The 16,210-nt window shown below is 71.9% G+C and carries 12 protein-coding genes and 2 pseudogenes; 7 read left to right on the top strand and 7 right to left on the bottom strand.

Translation table 11 applies throughout. The features are described 5' to 3' along the window. Window positions 1-403 precede the first annotated feature (403 nt). A pseudogene (locus AC5WRT_RS15025) lies at window positions 404-733 on the top strand (alanine--tRNA ligase-related protein); the annotation flags it as partial. A gap of 86 nt (window positions 734-819) precedes the next feature. On the opposite strand, the gene AC5WRT_RS15030 reads toward AC5WRT_RS15025, so the two are convergent. The 5 genes from AC5WRT_RS15030 to AC5WRT_RS15050 all read right to left on the bottom strand — a co-directional run bounded on the left by AC5WRT_RS15030 (window position 820) and on the right by AC5WRT_RS15050 (window position 4,842). Continuing rightward, window positions 820-1,743 carry an LLM class F420-dependent oxidoreductase gene (locus AC5WRT_RS15030; protein ID WP_496094111.1) on the bottom strand — a complete coding sequence of 308 codons (924 nt, stop codon included), beginning with the start codon at window positions 1,741-1,743 and terminating at the stop codon, window positions 820-822. Window positions 1,744-1,909: 166 nt separating this feature from the next. Beyond that, a complete protein-coding gene (locus AC5WRT_RS15035; RefSeq protein ID WP_496094110.1) occupies window positions 1,910-2,461 on the bottom strand; it encodes a DUF6099 family protein in 552 nt (183 codons plus the stop codon). Between the two features lie 166 nt (window positions 2,462-2,627). Beyond that, entirely contained in the window at window positions 2,628-2,996 is a 369-nt protein-coding gene (locus AC5WRT_RS15040) for a nucleotide pyrophosphohydrolase (RefSeq protein ID WP_496094109.1), read from the bottom strand. Then, window positions 2,993-4,162, bottom strand: coding sequence for an AAA family ATPase (locus AC5WRT_RS15045; RefSeq protein ID WP_496100307.1), 1,170 nt, complete (start codon window positions 4,160-4,162; stop codon window positions 2,993-2,995). The genes AC5WRT_RS15040 and AC5WRT_RS15045 overlap by 4 nt, the downstream gene beginning before the upstream one ends. A gap of 260 nt (window positions 4,163-4,422) precedes the next feature. Then, window positions 4,423-4,842 (bottom strand): cell division protein SepF, encoded by a 420-nt coding sequence (locus AC5WRT_RS15050; protein ID WP_496094107.1) that lies wholly within the window; start codon window positions 4,840-4,842, stop codon window positions 4,423-4,425. 195 nt (window positions 4,843-5,037) lie between these two features. On the opposite strand from AC5WRT_RS15050, the gene AC5WRT_RS15055 reads away from it, so the two are divergent. After that, on the top strand, window positions 5,038-6,834 hold the full coding sequence (locus AC5WRT_RS15055; protein ID WP_496094106.1) for a hypothetical protein: 1,797 nt from the start codon (window positions 5,038-5,040) through the stop codon (window positions 6,832-6,834). Window positions 6,835-6,843: 9 nt separating this feature from the next. Here the strand turns inward: AC5WRT_RS15055 and AC5WRT_RS15060 are convergent, their stop codons facing one another. Beyond that, window positions 6,844-7,359, bottom strand: a complete 516-nt coding sequence (locus AC5WRT_RS15060) for a YceI family protein (protein WP_496094105.1) — start codon at window positions 7,357-7,359, stop codon at window positions 6,844-6,846. Window positions 7,360-7,496: 137 nt separating this feature from the next. Here AC5WRT_RS15060 and AC5WRT_RS15065 point away from each other — a divergent pair, with 137 nt between their 5' ends. From AC5WRT_RS15065 to meaB, 4 genes are all read left to right on the top strand, one after another. Further along, window positions 7,497-8,006: a MarR family winged helix-turn-helix transcriptional regulator gene (locus AC5WRT_RS15065; RefSeq protein ID WP_496094104.1), complete on the top strand. Its 510-nt coding sequence runs from the start codon at window positions 7,497-7,499 to the stop codon at window positions 8,004-8,006. 85 nt (window positions 8,007-8,091) lie between these two features. Next, the gene (locus AC5WRT_RS15070; protein ID WP_496094103.1) at window positions 8,092-9,891 is read left to right on the top strand and encodes a methylmalonyl-CoA mutase family protein; all 1,800 of its coding nucleotides are present in this window, start codon (window positions 8,092-8,094) and stop codon (window positions 9,889-9,891) included. Next, a complete protein-coding gene (scpA, locus tag AC5WRT_RS15075) occupies window positions 9,891-12,065 on the top strand; it encodes a methylmalonyl-CoA mutase (protein WP_496094102.1) in 2,175 nt (724 codons plus the stop codon). The genes AC5WRT_RS15070 and scpA overlap by 1 nt, the downstream gene beginning before the upstream one ends. A gap of 7 nt (window positions 12,066-12,072) precedes the next feature. Next, on the top strand, window positions 12,073-13,068 hold the full coding sequence (gene meaB, locus AC5WRT_RS15080) for a methylmalonyl Co-A mutase-associated GTPase MeaB (protein WP_496094101.1): 996 nt from the start codon (window positions 12,073-12,075) through the stop codon (window positions 13,066-13,068). Window positions 13,069-13,089: 21 nt separating this feature from the next. Here the strand turns inward: meaB and AC5WRT_RS15085 are convergent. Further along, window positions 13,090-13,382, bottom strand: a pseudogene (locus AC5WRT_RS15085) (phenylacetic acid degradation protein); the annotation flags it as partial. Window positions 13,383-13,801: 419 nt separating this feature from the next. On the opposite strand from AC5WRT_RS15085, the gene AC5WRT_RS15090 reads away from it, so the two are divergent. Continuing rightward, window positions 13,802-15,529, top strand: a complete 1,728-nt coding sequence (locus AC5WRT_RS15090) for an MFS transporter (RefSeq protein WP_496100308.1) — start codon at window positions 13,802-13,804, stop codon at window positions 15,527-15,529. Window positions 15,530-16,210 lie beyond the last annotated feature (681 nt).

The following is a 16,210-nucleotide window of genomic DNA, read 5'->3' on the forward strand; positions in this document are numbered from 1 at the left end:
CCCCTCCCTGTCGGGCACCGCGAGGCACGCCTCGGTCGCGCCCGAGCACGTACCGCTCCGGCCCCCCGGACGACCGAGGCATCCATCGGGACGGCGTCGCCGTCGTGGAAGGCACAGGAACGGATGCCGAAACCCATGGCCGTCACTTCATGACACGCCCGCCCGGCCGGTGAAAACGGCGCGCCGAGCCGGAAACCCACGTGCTCGACGTACGGGGCGGCTCATGGTCACACCATGGACGTCACCGGCCGGAACACCACCGCGACCGCGCGAGCGGCCGGCTCGCCGGTTGCCGCCGCCTGACGTCCCTCCACCGGCGACCGGAAACGGCCCGTCGATGATCCCCTGACATCCTCGCCCTCCTGTCCGGTGCGACGGCCGCACGGTCCCGTTCTCCGGTGCCTCCCCCGCCGGGCGAGGCTGCGTGCTGCGCCGCTTGGTGCGACGGGTGCTCACCGTGCTGTGGCGGGAGGATCCCTCGCGCGGTCTCGGAGACCTTCCGCAGGAGTTGGTCACGCACACCCCCGACCACTTCCGGCAGAAGGGAGACCCCGGCGCCGTACACCGGCTGTTGCTGGAGGAGGAGCGCCGGTTCGGCCGACTGCTGGAACGCGGCCGGCAGGTGCTTGCCCGGCCGCAGTTCCGGAGCAGGCTGACGGACGAGGACTTCGATCATCTTCACGACACCCATGGCCTGTCCCGCGATCCGGTCACGGGCCTGCGGGAGGAGTGACGGGCCCCGTGACCGGAGCGGTGGTTCCGGTCACGGGGCCTTCGTCACGGCGCGGTCGGATCCGCCCTCTCGGGCCGTCGTGTGCCCTACGACAGCTGCACCAGGACCTGTGCGGAGATCAGCTCCAGGTGGTCCAGGTCGTCGAGGTCCAGGAGCTGCAGATAGATCCGCTGCGAGCCGATCTCGGCGTAGCGGCCGATCTTGTCGACGACCTCGGCCGGCGAGCCGGCCAGACCGTTGGCCTTCAGTTCGTCCACGTCGCGGCCGATCGCGGCGGCGCGGCGGGCGACTTCCCGGTCGTCCCGGCCGACGCAGACCACGAGCGCATTGGAGTACGTCAGCGCGTCCGCGCCGCGCCCGGCCGCCTCGGCCGCCGCACGCACCCGGCCGAACTGCCGCGCGCTGTCCTCCACGGAGGCGAAGGGGATGTTGAACTCGTCCGCGTACTGCGCGGCCAGCCGCGGCGTACGGGTCGCGCCGTGGCCGCCGATGAGCACCGGGACCTTCCCCTGGGCGGGCTTGGGCAGCGCGGGCGATCCGGTCAGGTCGTAGTACGTGCCGTGGAAGTCGAAGGTCTTGCCCACCTCGGTCGCCCACAGCCCGGTGACGATCGCCAACTGTTCCTCCAGCCGGGCGAACTTCTCCTTCGGGAAGGGGATGCCGTACGCCCGGTGCTCCTCCTCGAACCAGCCCGCGCCGAGACCCAGCTCCACCCGGCCGCCGGACATCTGGTCGACCTGGGCGACCTGGACGGCGAGCACACCGGGCAGCCGGAAGGTACCTGCCGTCATCAGCGTGCCGAGGCGGATGCGCCGGGTCTCGCGGGCCAGGCCGGCCAGGGTGATCCAGGCGTCCGTGGGGCCGGGCAGGCCGTCGACGTTGCCCATGCGGAGGTAGTGGTCGGAACGGAAGAAGGCATCGAAACCGAGGTCCTCGGTGGCCTTCGCCACGGCGAGCAAGGTGTCATAGGTAGCCCCTTGCTGGGGCTCGGTGAAGATTCGAAGGTCCATACATCCATCCTGCACACCGCACCGCCGGTCAACCTCTTCGGTGCCACCGCGAACGGCGGTCGGTCGGGTCACCGCGGGGGTGCGCCAGGTGCCGGTGACCGGCACGGAGCCGCCGGCTGCCGGGCGGTGCGGCCGGCCCTCGTGGTGGTGCGGCGGGCGGGTCGTGTCAGGTGCCCAGGGCGCTCGACGGGCTGTTCTGCCGACCGTTCTCCCGCAACGTCTCGTCCCGCTGGGGCGTCCGCTCCCCCGGTAATGTCTCGTCCCGCTGTAATGCCTCCTCCCGCGCCGCCAGCTTGCGGAGCATCTCGACGACGCGGTCGCGGGACTCGTCGGCCGCGTCGATGGCCTCCATGCACTGCCAGTACGTCGTCTCGTCGTCGGCCGAACTCGCCATGCCGACCAGAGCGATGCCGACCTCGCCGAGCAGGCCCCCGAGGCAGAGCAGGGTCTCGCGGGCGTCGGCCAGTTCGGTGAGCTGGGCGGCGCGCAGGGCACCCAGGTCGAGCTGGGGCGGGTCCAGGACTCCGCAGCCCCGGCCCGCCAGCTCGGTCAGGCCGAGCGCCTCGCCGCGCAGCTCCGGCGGGCCGGAGACCGCGAGTCTGCTGCCGATCGCCTGGGCCAGTGCCTGCGCCTGCCAGACTTCCGCCATGATCTCGCCCGCGTCGGCAGCACAGGCCAGCGCACGCCTGCCCGTGAGGATGAGCCGTATCGCATCCATGCGTCGTCCCCGTCCTTCCGCGTGCCCCCTCGCACGCCCGGCGGAACTCCCGTGTCCACTACCCAGAGTGAAGGCGTCAAGGACGAAAAGCCAGAGGTAGACCGAAATCTGTGGACAACAATTCGGATTCGACAGGCAATTTGACTCCGTAGAGTGATATCGGACTTCAGGCTTCCGGTCCTTGGGGGTGCGCGACGCCGCTCTGCGCTCCCGGCACGGGAAAGCGCTCTTCGTTGCGGTCGATCTTGGCGTCCAGGGCGGCCAGCGGGTCGATGTCCAGGACCTCGCAGAACTGCAGCAGATAGGCGAGGACGTCGGCGACCTCGTCCGCGACCCGGTGCGCGGTGCCGGGATCGTCCATCACCCGCCCGGACTCCTCCGGCGTCAGCCACTGGAAGATCTCCATCAGCTCGGAGGCCTCCACGCTGAGCGCGGCGACGAGGTTCTTGGGGGTGTGGTAGGGCTGCCAGTTCCGTGCGGCCGCGAACTCGGCGAGCCGGCGCTGGAGTCGGGCGAGGTCGAGAGGTTCCGTCACGCGTCCAGGTCTACCACCGTGACGCCGTCGGTCCCGGCGGCCCACGAGGCGTCGCTCACCGCGCCGACGAACCGGATGTGCCCGCGCTCGCCCATCCGGGCCGCCGTACCCAGCAGTTCGCGGCGCTGGACGGGGTCGAGGCCGCGATCGAAGCCGTCGGCGAGGACGGTGAGGGTGCGCAGCGCGTCGGGCACCTCACCCGGGGCGTCCACGGCCAGCACGCCGGGCCCGGTCAGCAGCACCAGCGTCAGCGCGAGGTAGCGGAGTTCGCCGTCGCCGAGCCGGGCGAGTTCGGTGCGCGGGCCGTCGCCGCGGTCGAGCAGCGCCCGTACGGTGCCGTCGGGCAGCGGCTCGGCGAGGAGGTCGGCCACCGGGCCCGCGCATCCCGCACGCAGCGCGTCGACCAGCAGTCCGTGCCGGCGGCTGCACTCCGTCCGGGTGCGCCACAGCACGTCGGCGAGGTTGTCGCAGCCGGGCAGCAGCCGCCCGGAGCCGGTGGGGACGGGGCCGCGCATGCAGTCGGGCCGGGGGTCGCAGGGGAATACGGACCGCAGCGCGACCACCGTCTGCTCGGCCGCGGCGAGCACCTGCCGCTGCCCGTCCGTCTTGCCGGCCACGCGCAACGGCAGCAGGGCGGTGCCGAGGCGGTCGTCCGGCAGCGGGGCACGGGTCACCGGTGCGGAGCCGGCCGTGTGCCAGGCGGCCTGGACGGTACGGCGCCCGGGGTCGCGCAGCGCGGTCTCCAGCAGGACCACGCCGCCCGCGGTCAGCCGCTCGCCCACGATCCTGAGGTCCGGTTCGGCCTGCACGGCGAGGTCGAGCCGCACCGGCCCCTCGGCACCGTCGGCCGTACACCCGATCCGGAAGCCGCGGCGTCCGCCCGCATCGGGACGCGCCCGCTGCGGCACACAGGCCACGGGGTCCGGGAACGCCTCGCGCAGCGAGGCCCCGCCGCCGAGCCGGGCGAGCGCCTCGTACGCCGCGAGCGCGGTCGTCTTGCCCGCACCGCTGCGCCCGGCGAACAAGGTGACGGCACCCAGCGGGAAGCCGGCCCGCCGGTGCACGGCGAAGGCCGACAGCCGCAACTCGGTGATCCGGGCGCGCACATCGGAGGGCTGACGGAACTGCGGGGGGACGGTCGCGGCGGACGCGGAAGGGACGGCCATGCCCGGACCGTAGGCCGAGCCCCGCCTGCCGAACCGTTTCACGCCGGCGTCTTCCCACGATCGGGCGGTCGAGACGGCATCCGGCGCGACCGGGGCCACCCGGTCGAGTGACAGCGAACCGACCGTCGCCCGGAGGCACCCCCGCGCGCACCTCCGGCACCGCCACCGGCGCCCCGGACGACCGGACACGCGCCCGACCGCCGGGCCGCCCACTGTCCTCGACCGCCCGAGGATCGCACCCGACCGCCGAAGGCCCCGGCTCAGCCCCCGGAAACCCCCATGCCCTCCATCAACCCGCTCACCTCGGTGCCGGGTGGAGTGAGGAGGAACACATTGCGGTCGACACGGTGCATTCCGCTGCCCAGGCCGAAGACCACGCCGGTGCTGAAGTCGAGGACGCGCTTGGCGACCTCGTTCTCCGCGCCGGTCAGGTCCAGCAGGACCGGCGCGCCCGCCATCAGGGTCTCGGCCACGTCGCGGGCGTCCGCGAAGACGTTGACGCGCAGGACCACGAACCGGCGCCGGGTCTCGGTCTCGGCGTCCGGCAGCGAGCGGTGGTTCACCGCCGACGGCCAGGCGTCCCGGCCCCGCAGCGGCACGACCTGGGCGAGCCCCTCCCACTGCTCATCGGTGACGTCGTAGCGGCTCACCGGCTCCCCCCGACCTGACTCGCACTCCATGCCTGCACCAGCCAATTCTTACGCCATGTCACCCGTTCGGCCCAACAGCGACACACTGCGCCACCGGTCCTGTGCCACATGGCCGAGAGCGACCTGCGTCACATGTGCGAATACGCCCGCTTCTTACCTCCCTCATACCGTCCTCTTCACGAGGCGCCACGTGTCGCACATCCACCCCCGATAGCGTCCGTTCCCGTGCACTTGGCAGAAACACAGCAGGTGACAGTCGGCCGGCGGACGCAGTCGGCGGTGTCCGCCGTCCCGGTCGCCCGCGCGGCGATCCACGAAGCTCCCGCGCAGTGGCATCGCGTGCTGACACTGCTCGCCGATGTCAGCCTGTTCATCGGCACCCGCGCGGTGTGGACGCAGGCGGCCACGCACAAACTGGTCCTCGCAGCGGTCGTCTCCCTCTGCTACGCCTCGATCCTGGTGACCGGCGTTCTCACCCTGACGGTCCGCCGGGCTCGCTCGCTGGCCCGCCTGGACGTGGTGGTGCTGGTGACCGCCGTCGCGCTCACCCTGTGCGCCTGGACGCTGAACCACGCGGGCGGCGACGAGGCGGTCCTGACCACGCAGGCGGCGAAACAGATCGTGCACGGACACCAGGTGTACGACCAGCCGTGGCCGTGGCTCTTCCGCATCAAGGGCGTCGCCCTGACGGCGACGACGACCGGCGGTTACGACTTCACGTACGGCTATCCGCCGCTGGCGCCGCTTCTTACCGTGCCCTTCCTGTGGCTCGGCCACGCCGGCGCACCGGCCACGCTCGCGGTGACGGCCGTCCTGATCGTCGGCACGGTCGTGCTGTGGCGGCTGCTGCCGACGCCGTGGCGGTCGGCGGCCACGATGGTCTGTCTGGGCTTCAGTTTCCTGCCGTCGTACGCCCGTCAGGGCTACCCGGCGATCGTCGGCCTGGTCCTGCTGGTGCCGGTGGTGATGCGCTGGCCGCGGTTCGGCGCCGGGGGCCGGCTGGGTGCCGCCGGGATCGCGCGGGCCGCGTGCATCGGCGCCGCGTGCGCGGCCCAGCAGCTCCCCTGGTTCGTCACCCCGTTCCTGCTGGCCGGGATCTACGCCGTGCGCCGCGGTGAACTCGGCGGGCGCGAGGCCGCGCGGGTGGTGCTGCGGATCACCGGGATCGCCGTCGCCACCTGGCTGCTGATCAACGCCTACTTCGTCGTCAGTGAGCCGGGCCCGTGGCTGGACGGCATCGCCCTGCCGCTGACCCAGGGCGCGGTGCTGCACGGCCAGGGCCTGGTCGACGTCTCCCTGTACTTCACGCACGGCAGCGACCGGCTCGACTGGTACGGCCACGCGAGCATGCTGCTCGCCGCGGCCCTGATGGCGCTGTTCGTGCTGTTCGTACGGCGACTGGGCCCGGCCGCGACCGTGCTGCCCTGGTGCGCCTTCTACCTGGCGACCCGCTCCCAGGACGGCTACTACCTGATGTACACGCCGCTGTGGCTGGCGGCGGCCGTCACCGCGCCCCTGTCGGAGTTCCGGAACGCGTGGCAGCCGCGCCCCCGGTGGCTGACGGGCCGCCGCCGCCGGCCGGCCCTGGCGGCGGCCGTGGTGGTGCTGGTGCTGCCCGCGCTGGTGAGCGCGACCCTGGCGATGACGGGGAAGCCGCCGCTGAGCATGGACATCACGGCGAACCGCCACGGCTCGAAGCGCACGCTGACGGCGCTGAGCGTCAAGGTGACCAATACCGGCGACACCGCGCTCACCCCGCACTACATGCTGACGACGGGCCAGGGCATGAGCCGGTACTGGTCGCTGGCGCACGGCCCGGCCACGATCCCCGCGCACACCACGGCGACCGTCCAGCTGCGCGCGCCCAGGGGAGGAGTCCCGTTGCCCTCGAAGAAGTACACGCACATCCGGCTGCGCGCCTTCACGGCGACCCCGCAGACGCTCTCCACCAAGGACGTGACCCGGGCCGAGCTGGGCATCAAGGACGCGAGCGGCAAGGGCGGGGCGGCGCCGAAGGGCTGAGCGGGCGGTTCAGGCAGGCGTTCGCAGGAAGCGCAGGCTCGCGGTCACCGTGGTGAGCCCGCGCATCATGCCCAGCTGGTTCCACCCCATGCCGAACTGCTCGCGGTCCACGGTGAACTCCGCGTCCAGGGTGAGCGCGTCGGCGCCCGCCTCGGCCAGGCGCGCGGTGAAGGTCACGGGCCTGCTGACGCCGCACACGGTCAGCTGACCGGTGACCCGTACGGCGTCGCCGTCGAGACGCTCGGCGGCGCGGACGGCGAAGGTGAGCTCCGGGTGCTCGCCGGCGTCGAAGAAGTCGGCCGAGCGCAGATGCGTGTCCCGCTTGGCGTGCCCGGTGTCCAAAGAGGCCGCCTCCAGGGTCACGGTGCCGGTGGCCGAGCCGTCGGCATGCACCTCGCCGCCGCCGGACACACCGGTGAAGGCGCCTTTCACGGTGACGAGCCCCCAGAAGGTCTTGTGCCGCAGCCCCACGGCGGACGCGGCCGGGTCGAGCTGCCAGGTGCCTGTCTGCACGGCGACGGTCATGGTCGTACTCCCGACGTGAGTGGTTCAAATTTGGACGACTGTCGTCACGCTAGCCGCTTATCCAAATTTGGACAACCGACTCGCCCGGAATCAGGCACCAACATGGTCCAAATTTGGACAACAGGTAGACTCGAGCCATGTCCGACCCCGACGCGCACCTCGCCGACCGGCTGCCCTGCCCCGCCCCGGCCGGCAGCCTGCTGCCGGCCGAGCTGCGTGCCTGGATGATCCTGCTGGCCACCACCGGTGCCGTGGAGCAACGGCTGCGCTCGGCCGTGAAGGACACCCTCGACGTCTCCCACGACGAGTTCCTGATCCTGTGCCTGCTGGCGGAACAGCCCCGCACCGGGCTGCGCATGACCCAGGTCGCCGACCTCCTCGGCCGGCCCAAGACCCGGCTCACCTACCAGATCGCCTGCCTCCAGCGGGCCGGTCTGGTCGCCCGCACGTCCGTGTGCGGTGACAGGCGCGGCGTCCAGGTCGCCCTCACCGACAAGGCGCGCGACCTGCTGGCCGAGACCTCCGCCCTGCTCGCGGCGACCGTCCGGCAGGCCCTCGCGGACTCCATGGGACCCGACCAGCGCGCGGCCGTGTGCGCGCTCGTACCCGACCTTCCGGAGCCCGACGCCGCACCCACCGGGAGCTGAGCGACGCAGGTCACACGCGCAAGAGGAGAAACCTCACAGGGCTTCGTTTAGTCGTGGTCGAGCGCCCTGCCCTAGCATCCGAGCCATGACGGTCCTGCCTGACGACGGGCTCTCACTGGCCGCCGAGTTCCCTGACGCGACGCACGAGCAGTGGCAACGCCTGGTGGAGGGCGTGCTGCGCAAGTCGGGCAAGGAAGTCTCGGGCGCGGCAGTTGAGGACGCCCTGTCCACGACGCTGGAGGACGGGCTGCGCACCCGCCCCCTGTACACCGCGCGCGACGCCGCGCCCGACCCCGGACTGCCGGGCTTCGCACCCTATGTGCGCGGCTGCCGCCCCGAGGGCAACACCGTGGGCGGCTGGGACGTGCGGCAGCGGCACACCGCCCTCGCGGAGGGCGCCGTCCTGGCCGACCTGGAGAACGGCGGAACCTCGCTGTGGCTCGTGCTGGGCGAGGGCGGCATCCCGGTCGACCGGCTGGGCGAGGCGCTGGAGGGCGTGTACCTCGACCTCGCACCGGTCGTGCTGGACGCCGGCCGGGACACCGGGCAGGCCGCCGAGGCACTGCTGCGGCTCCACGCCGACAAGGGCGTGGACGCCGGGACCGTACGCGGCAATCTGGGCGGCGACCCGCTCGGGTACGAGGCCCGTACCGGCACCGCCCTGGACTTCGCGCCGTACGCCGCCCTGGCCGCGCGCTGCGCCGAGCGTCACCCCGGGCTGCGCGCGCTGACCGTCGACGCGCTGCCGTACCACGAGGCGGGCGGCTCGGCCGCACAGGAGCTGGGCGCCTCGCTCGGCACCGGTGTGGCCTATCTGCGGCAGCTCACCGAGGCCGGGCTGAGCATCGAACAGGCTGCCGGACAGCTGGAGTTCCGTTACGCGGCCACCGCCGACCAGTTCCTCACCATCGCCAAGCTGCGGGCCGCGCGCCGGCTGTGGTCCCGGGTCGCCGAGGTGTGCGGGGCCCCGGGCGCCCAGGTGCAGCACGCGGTGACCTCCCCGGTGATGATGGCCCGCCGCGACCCGTGGGTGAACATGCTCCGCACGACGGTCGCGACGCTGGCCGCCGGGGTCGGCGGCGCCGACTCCGTGACCGTCCTGCCGTTCGACCACGCGCTCGGCCTGCCCGACGCGTTCGCGCGCCGAATCGCCCGCAACACCTCCACGATCCTGATCGAGGAGTCCCACCTGGCCCGGGTCATCGACCCGGCGGGCGGCTCCTGGTACGTGGAGCGACTGACCGACGAACTCGCGCACGCGGCCTGGGAGTTCTTCCGGACGATCGAGCGCGACGGCGGCCAGGCGGCCGTCCTGCGCTCCGGCCGGCTGCGCACCGACCTCGCGACGACCTGGGCGGAGCGCTCCAAGAAGCTCGCCAAGCGGCGCGAACCCATCACCGGCGTCAGTGAGTTCCCGCTGCTGGCGGAGAAGCCGGTGGAGCGCGAGCGCGCGCCCGAGCCGCCGTCCGGGGGGCTGCCGCGGGTGCGCCGCGACGAGGCGTTCGAGGAACTGCGCGCCCGCTCCGACGCCCACCTGGCCGCGACCGGCGCCCGCCCCCGGGTCTACCTGGCGGCCCTCGGCTCGGCCGCCGAGTACACCGCGCGCGCCACCTTCGCCGCCAACCTCTTCCAGGCGGGCGGTGTCGAACCGGTCACCGAGGGCTCCTTCGAGGACAGCGGCGCCACCGAGGCCGTGCTGTGTTCCAGCGACGCCCTGTACGCCGAACAGGCCGGGCAGGCCGCCAAGTCGCTCAAGGCGTCCGGCGCCCGGCACGTGTTCTTGGCGGGCCGGGGCGAGTACGCCGGTATCGACAGTTGTGTCTTCGCGGGCTGCGACGCCATCGACGTCCTGTCCGCGACCCTCGACCGCATGGGAGTGTCCTGATGGGAATCCCCGACTTCTCCGGCGTCGAGCTGGGGACGCCGGTCGCCGACGGCGGTGCCGATCAGTGGCGTGCGGCCGTCGCACGGGCGACCGGCAGCGAAGAGCAGCTGTGGGAGACCCCGGAGGGCATCGGGGTCAAGCCGCTCTACACCGGCCGTGATCTGGAGGGCCTGGACTTCCTGGGCACCTATCCGGGCATCGCGCCGTATCTGCGCGGCCCCTACCCGACGATGTACGTCAACCAGCCCTGGACGATCCGCCAGTACGCGGGCTTCTCCACCGCCGAGGAGTCCAACGCCTTCTACCGGCGCAACCTGGCGGCCGGCCAGAAGGGCCTGTCGGTCGCCTTCGACCTGCCCACGCACCGGGGTTACGACAGCGACCACCCGCGCGTGACCGGTGACGTCGGCATGGCGGGCGTGGCCATCGACTCCATCTACGACATGCGGCAGCTGTTCGACGGCATCCCGCTGGACAGGATGACCGTGTCGATGACGATGAACGGCGCCGTGCTGCCGGTGCTGGCGCTGTACATCGTGGCGGCGGAGGAGCAGGGCGTGCCGCCGGAGAAGCTGGCGGGGACCATCCAGAACGACATCCTCAAGGAGTTCATGGTCCGCAACACCTACATCTACCCGCCCAAGCCCTCGATGCGGATCATCTCCGACATCTTCGCGTACACCTCGCAGAGGATGCCGCGCTACAACTCGATCTCCATCTCGGGCTACCACATCCAGGAGGCGGGTGCGACGGCCGACCTGGAGCTGGCGTACACGCTGGCGGACGGTGTGGAGTACCTCCGCGCGGGCCGGGAGGCGGGCCTGGACGTGGACGCGTTCGCGCCCCGGCTGTCGTTCTTCTGGGCGATCGGCATGAACTTCTTCATGGAGATCGCCAAGCTGCGCGCGGCCCGGCTCCTGTGGGCCAGGCTGGTCTCCCAGTTCGAGCCGCAGAACACCAAGTCCTTGTCGTTGCGCACCCATTCGCAGACCTCGGGCTGGTCGCTGACCGCGCAGGACGTGTTCAACAACGTCACGCGCACGGCCGTGGAGGCGATGGCCGCGACCCAGGGCCACACCCAGTCGCTGCACACCAACGCCCTCGACGAGGCCCTCGCCCTGCCGACCGACTTCTCGGCGCGCATCGCCCGCAACACCCAGCTGCTCATCCAGCAGGAGTCGGGCACGACCAGGGTCATCGATCCCTGGGGCGGCAGCGCGTACGTGGAGCGGCTGACGTACGACCTCGCGCGCAAGGCGTGGGCGCACATCCAGGAGGTCGAGCAGGCGGGCGGCATGGCGCAGGCCATCGACGCAGGCATCCCCAAGCTGCGCGTGGAGGAGGCGGCGGCCCGCACGCAGGCCCGCATCGACTCCGGCCGGCAGCCGGTGATCGGCGTGAACAAGTACCGAGTGGAGAACGACGAGCAGATCGAGGTCCTCAAGGTCGACAACTCCTCCGTACGCGCCCAGCAGATCGAGAGGCTGCGGCGGCTGCGGGAGGAGCGGGACGAGCAGGCCTGCCGGGACGCCCTCGACGCGCTCACCCGGGCCGCCGACGGCAAGGAGAACCTGCTGGAGCTGGCCGTCCGCGCCGCCCGCGCCAAGGCGACCGTCGGCGAGATCTCGGACGCCCTGGAGAAGGTGTACGGGCGGCACGCGGGCCAGATCCGTACGATCTCCGGCGTGTACCGCAACGAAGCAGGCCAGTCCCCGTCCGTGGACCGCACGCGTGCCCTGGTGGACGACTTCGAGGAGGCCGAGGGGCGCCGGCCGCGCATCCTGGTCGCCAAGATGGGCCAGGACGGCCACGACCGCGGCCAGAAGGTGATCGCGACCGCCTTCGCCGACCTCGGCTTCGACGTCGACGTCGGCCCGCTGTTCCAGACGCCGGAGGAGGTCGCCCGGCAGGCGGTCGAGGCGGACGTGCACGTGGTCGGCGTGTCCTCGCTGGCCGCGGGCCATCTGACCCTCGTTCCGGCGCTGCGCGAGAAGCTCGCCGAGGAGGGCCGCGAGGACATCATGATCGTGGTCGGCGGGGTGATCCCGCCGCAGGACGTCCCGACGCTCCGGGAGATGGGCGCGGCGGAGGTGTTCCTGCCCGGGACGGTGATCCCGGACGCGGCGTACGACCTCGTGAAGCGGCTGTCGGCCGACCTCGGCCACGAGCTGTAGGGCGTCGATGGCACCGATCGGTCTCGACGCCTACGTGAAGGGCGTGCTCGACGGAAAGCGGGCGATCGTGGCCCGTGCGATCACACTCGTGGAGTCCACCCGCCCTCAGCACCGGTCGCTGGCGCAGGAGTTGCTGACGCAGCTGCTGCCGCACAGCGGCCGGGCGCGCCGGATCGGCGTGAGCGGGGTGCCGGGTGTCGGCAAGTCGACGTTCATCGACGCGTTCGGCACGATGCTGACCTCGCTGGGCCACCGGGTCGCGGTGCTGGCCGTGGACCCGTCCTCGACCCGCACGGGCGGCTCCATCCTGGGCGACAAGACGAGGATGGAGCGCCTGGCGGTCGACCCGGACGCCTTCGTCCGGCCCTCGCCCAGCGCGGGCACGCTGGGCGGGGTGGCGAAGGCGACCCGCGAGTCGATGGTCGTCATGGAGGCGGCCGGTTACGACGTGGTCCTGGTGGAGACCGTCGGCGTCGGCCAGTCCGAGACCACGGTCGCCGACATGGTCGACTCCTTCCTGCTGCTCACCCTGGCCCGCACCGGCGACCAGCTGCAGGGCATCAAGAAGGGCGTCCTGGAGCTGGCCGACGTGATCGCCGTGAACAAGGCGGACGGCCCGCACGAGCGCGACGCCCGCGCCGCCGCCCGTGAGCTGGCGGGCGCGCTCAGGCTGATGCACGGCAAGGACGCGTTCTGGGCGCCTCCGGTGCTCAGTTGCAGCGCGCGGGAGTCGGCCGGCCTGGAGCTGGTGTGGGAGCGGCTGGAACAGCACCGCACCCTGCTGGACTCCACCGGGCGGCTCACCGCCAAGCGGCGGGACCAGCAGGTCGACTGGACGTGGTCGATGGTCCGCGACGAACTGCTCGGCCGGCTGCACGCCGACCCGGCGGTGCGCGAGGTCGCGCCCGGGCTGGAACGGGCGGTGCGCGACGGCTCCTTGACGGCGACCCTGGCGGCGGAACGGATCCTGGAGGCGTTCCGGGGCTCGACCGGCTCCCCCTGACGAGACCGCCGCACGGCGCGGCACCGGCGCCTCGCGGGAGAGCGCGGAGGTGGTGGCGCGGCCGGCCAGGACGACGGCGCCTGGCCGACCGGTCCGTCGGCCCGGGGTTCCGGGCGGCGTACGGCGGTGGGCTCCCCGCCCGCGAAGAAGAGCCACTGGTGGACCCGGTCACGGGGCACTCCCAGTTCGGCGAGCACCCTCTGGGCGTCCAGGACCATGCCGTGGGGGCCGCACAACCACCAGTGGTCGGCTGCGAAGACGTCGACCAGGCCGTCGATGAGCGCGGTCAGCCGATCGGCGTCGAGTCGACCGGTCTCTCGACAGGCCCTGGCATGGCTCGAATCACTGGCCACGCCGCACGCTGACCGAATGTTCGGTCGGTTGACAGGGTGGTACAAGTCACGACAGAGGCAACACCGACTCGCACGGACTCGACGGCACGCATGTTCGCCGCCGATCAGGCGTCCCGTCGTCTCGGCATGAGCAGCGCATGGACCTTGTCCTGGTCGCATCCGCCCCGACAGCGATCGGCGCCCCCGTCGAAGATCGCATCTCGGCAGCCCCGCGAGGGCCGGGTCGCGGCCCATGTCATCCGCTCGGGTCTGTGCTGGCGCGTCCCGCGAGCCTGGGGTGCGCACGGCGGGCACCCTGAACCGGAGGGTCGAAGACACAGGCCGGTCCTGGGAGCAGCGGGCCCGCGCGGGGCGGAGCGAGTGAACGGCAGGACGCATTCGTGCAAAGGCGAAACGCAGCGGGGCGGTTCAGGGGACCGGTCGGAGGGGAGACGCCGTCGGCCGCCAGGACACTGTTCTTCCTGCTCGCCGGCCAGAACCTCCTGATCAACTACACCGCCACCGCCATGAACGTGGCCCTGTCGGCGCTCGTCGGGGACCTGCACACGACCCTGGTCGGCGTACAGTCGGCGATTTCGCTGTACGCTCTGGTGGTCGCCGCGTTCGTGATCACCGGCAGCAAGCTCGGCACCCGCCACGGGTACCGGCGGACCTTTGCCCTCGGCGGCGGAATCTTCGTCCTGGGCGCGCTGATCAGCGGCTCCGCCCCGAGCCTGCCGTTCGTGCTGTTCGGCTGGTCCGTGCTCCAGGGGCTCGGCGTCGCGTTGATGCTTCCGGCGCTCATGGCCATGCTCACCGCAACCTTCACCGGGGCCGTACGGACCAAGGTGCTGTCCACGCTGGCCATGACCTCCGGCATCGGCGCGGCGGCCGGTCCCGTGCTGGGCGGCCTGGTCACCAACTACGTGAGCTGGCGTATGTCGTTCCTCCTGGGAGCCGTGATCACCCTGACCGTGACATGGCTCATGCGGTGTACGGCCGCTGCCGGGACGTTCCCGGGACGCCCCGGACAGCACTTCGATGCCCGTGGGGTGCTGCTGTCCACGACAGGACTGGTTCTGCTCGTCGTCTCGGCCCTGTTCGCGGGGCGGTACGGCCTGCTGAAGGCCCGGCAGAACTTCGTGGTGCTCGGCCACACGCTGCTGGAGCGTGGCGGTCTGTCACCCGTTCCCGTCCTGGCGGGCACGGGGCTGGTGGTCCTGGCCTGCTTCGCGGGATGGGAACTGCGTCTCGTTCGGCTCGGAAGGGACCCGCTGGTCCGCGTGACGGTGTTGCAGAACCACGCCGTCCGGACCGGGATCTCGACCCAGTTGATGCTGGTGCTGGTGCCCAACGGCGTGCTCTTCCTGGTGCCGGTCTTCCTGCAGACCACCTTCGGATTCGGCGCGCTGCACAGCGGAGTCGTGCTGCTTCCGATCTCGCTGGGGCTGATGATGGCCGCCCCGCCGACCGCCCAGCGCATCGGGCGGGGGAGGATGACACACCGCGCCGCCGCGATGGGAGCGTTCGTCTGCATGGGCGTCGGTTGCGGCGCTGTCGCCGTCCTGTTCAGTCCTCGAGCACAGGGAGTGGCGGCGGTGGGTCTGGCACTCGCGCCGGGCATCCTCCTGATCGGAGTCGGCCGGGGCATGGCCACGACACTCACCGACCTCGTCCAGTCGGCGCCCGAGCGGGACGAGGTGAGCGACGTGACAGGGCTCTCCTACACGGCCGGCTATCTCGGAAGTTCGTTCGGAGTCGCGCTCGCCGGTGCCCTCATGACCACAGCGCTGCTGTACGCGTTCGAGGCCGGGGTGAGCGACAGCAGCGTCCTGTCCGCCGCCCAGAAGGACCTGGTGACACGGACCGTGGAGCACCAGGTCCAGATCACCGCCGTGTCCGACGACGCCCTGCGGGCGAAAGCGACGTCACGGGGCTTCACCGGTACCGCGGCCGACGGGCTGGTACGGATCAACGCCCGTGCCCGTGAGCAGGCGCTGACCGTGTCGGCCACCGCTATGGCCGCGCTGGCCCTCGTCGGCTGGCTGATGGCACTGCGACTCCCCGCCCCTGCCAGGACGGCGAAACCCACAGGCCCGGAACGTGGAGCGCCTTCGCAAGGCCGGTAGGACGCGATGGCACCACGCGGCCGGTCGAACGCCGTCATGGCCGACTGCACCGGACCCGACCCGGCCCAGGGGCGCCGCACGGCGTCGGCCGGACGCAGTGCCGACGGGGCCCGGTCCGAGCCGCGCGCTCGGCGAGCGTCAAGGCCGTCAGCCCCGCTTCGTACCGCGGAAGGAGCAGACCGCGCAGCCACCCCGTGCGCGGTCTGGAAGGCCAGTTCAGACGGCGTTCGTGAGCGTACGACGTGCTCGACGTCGCGCACTTCGGCAAACGGTCGAGCACACCCGTACGTATCGAGGAGCCGATGAAAGCCGCAGGTCAGGTCCCCTTGACGACAGGCTCCAGAATCGCCACGCACTCCACGTGCGACGTCGTCGGAAGGATGTCGGCCCGAGCGAGGCTCAGAAAAGGCCAGGTCAGGCACGGTTTCTCGGCCCGCTGTCCCGGTTGCGGGTGCTCAGAGCGTCAAACGAGCGTCACGGCACCGGCGAACTGCCCGAACTCCTGCACGGCTCGGCGCCCCCGGTCTGCCTGCTCCGTATCTCTTCGGAGGCGGCTTCCGGACCGAAGTCCATGAAGCCCTGGGCTGGATTCTCAAGCCCCTCGTCAGGCGACGGCGCCGGATGCCGCACCCTTCACCCCGGCCACCGATCACCAGGACCCCCTCCGGCCGCCGTGCCGAG

Source organism: Streptomyces sp. NTD91 (genome assembly GCF_059510455.1).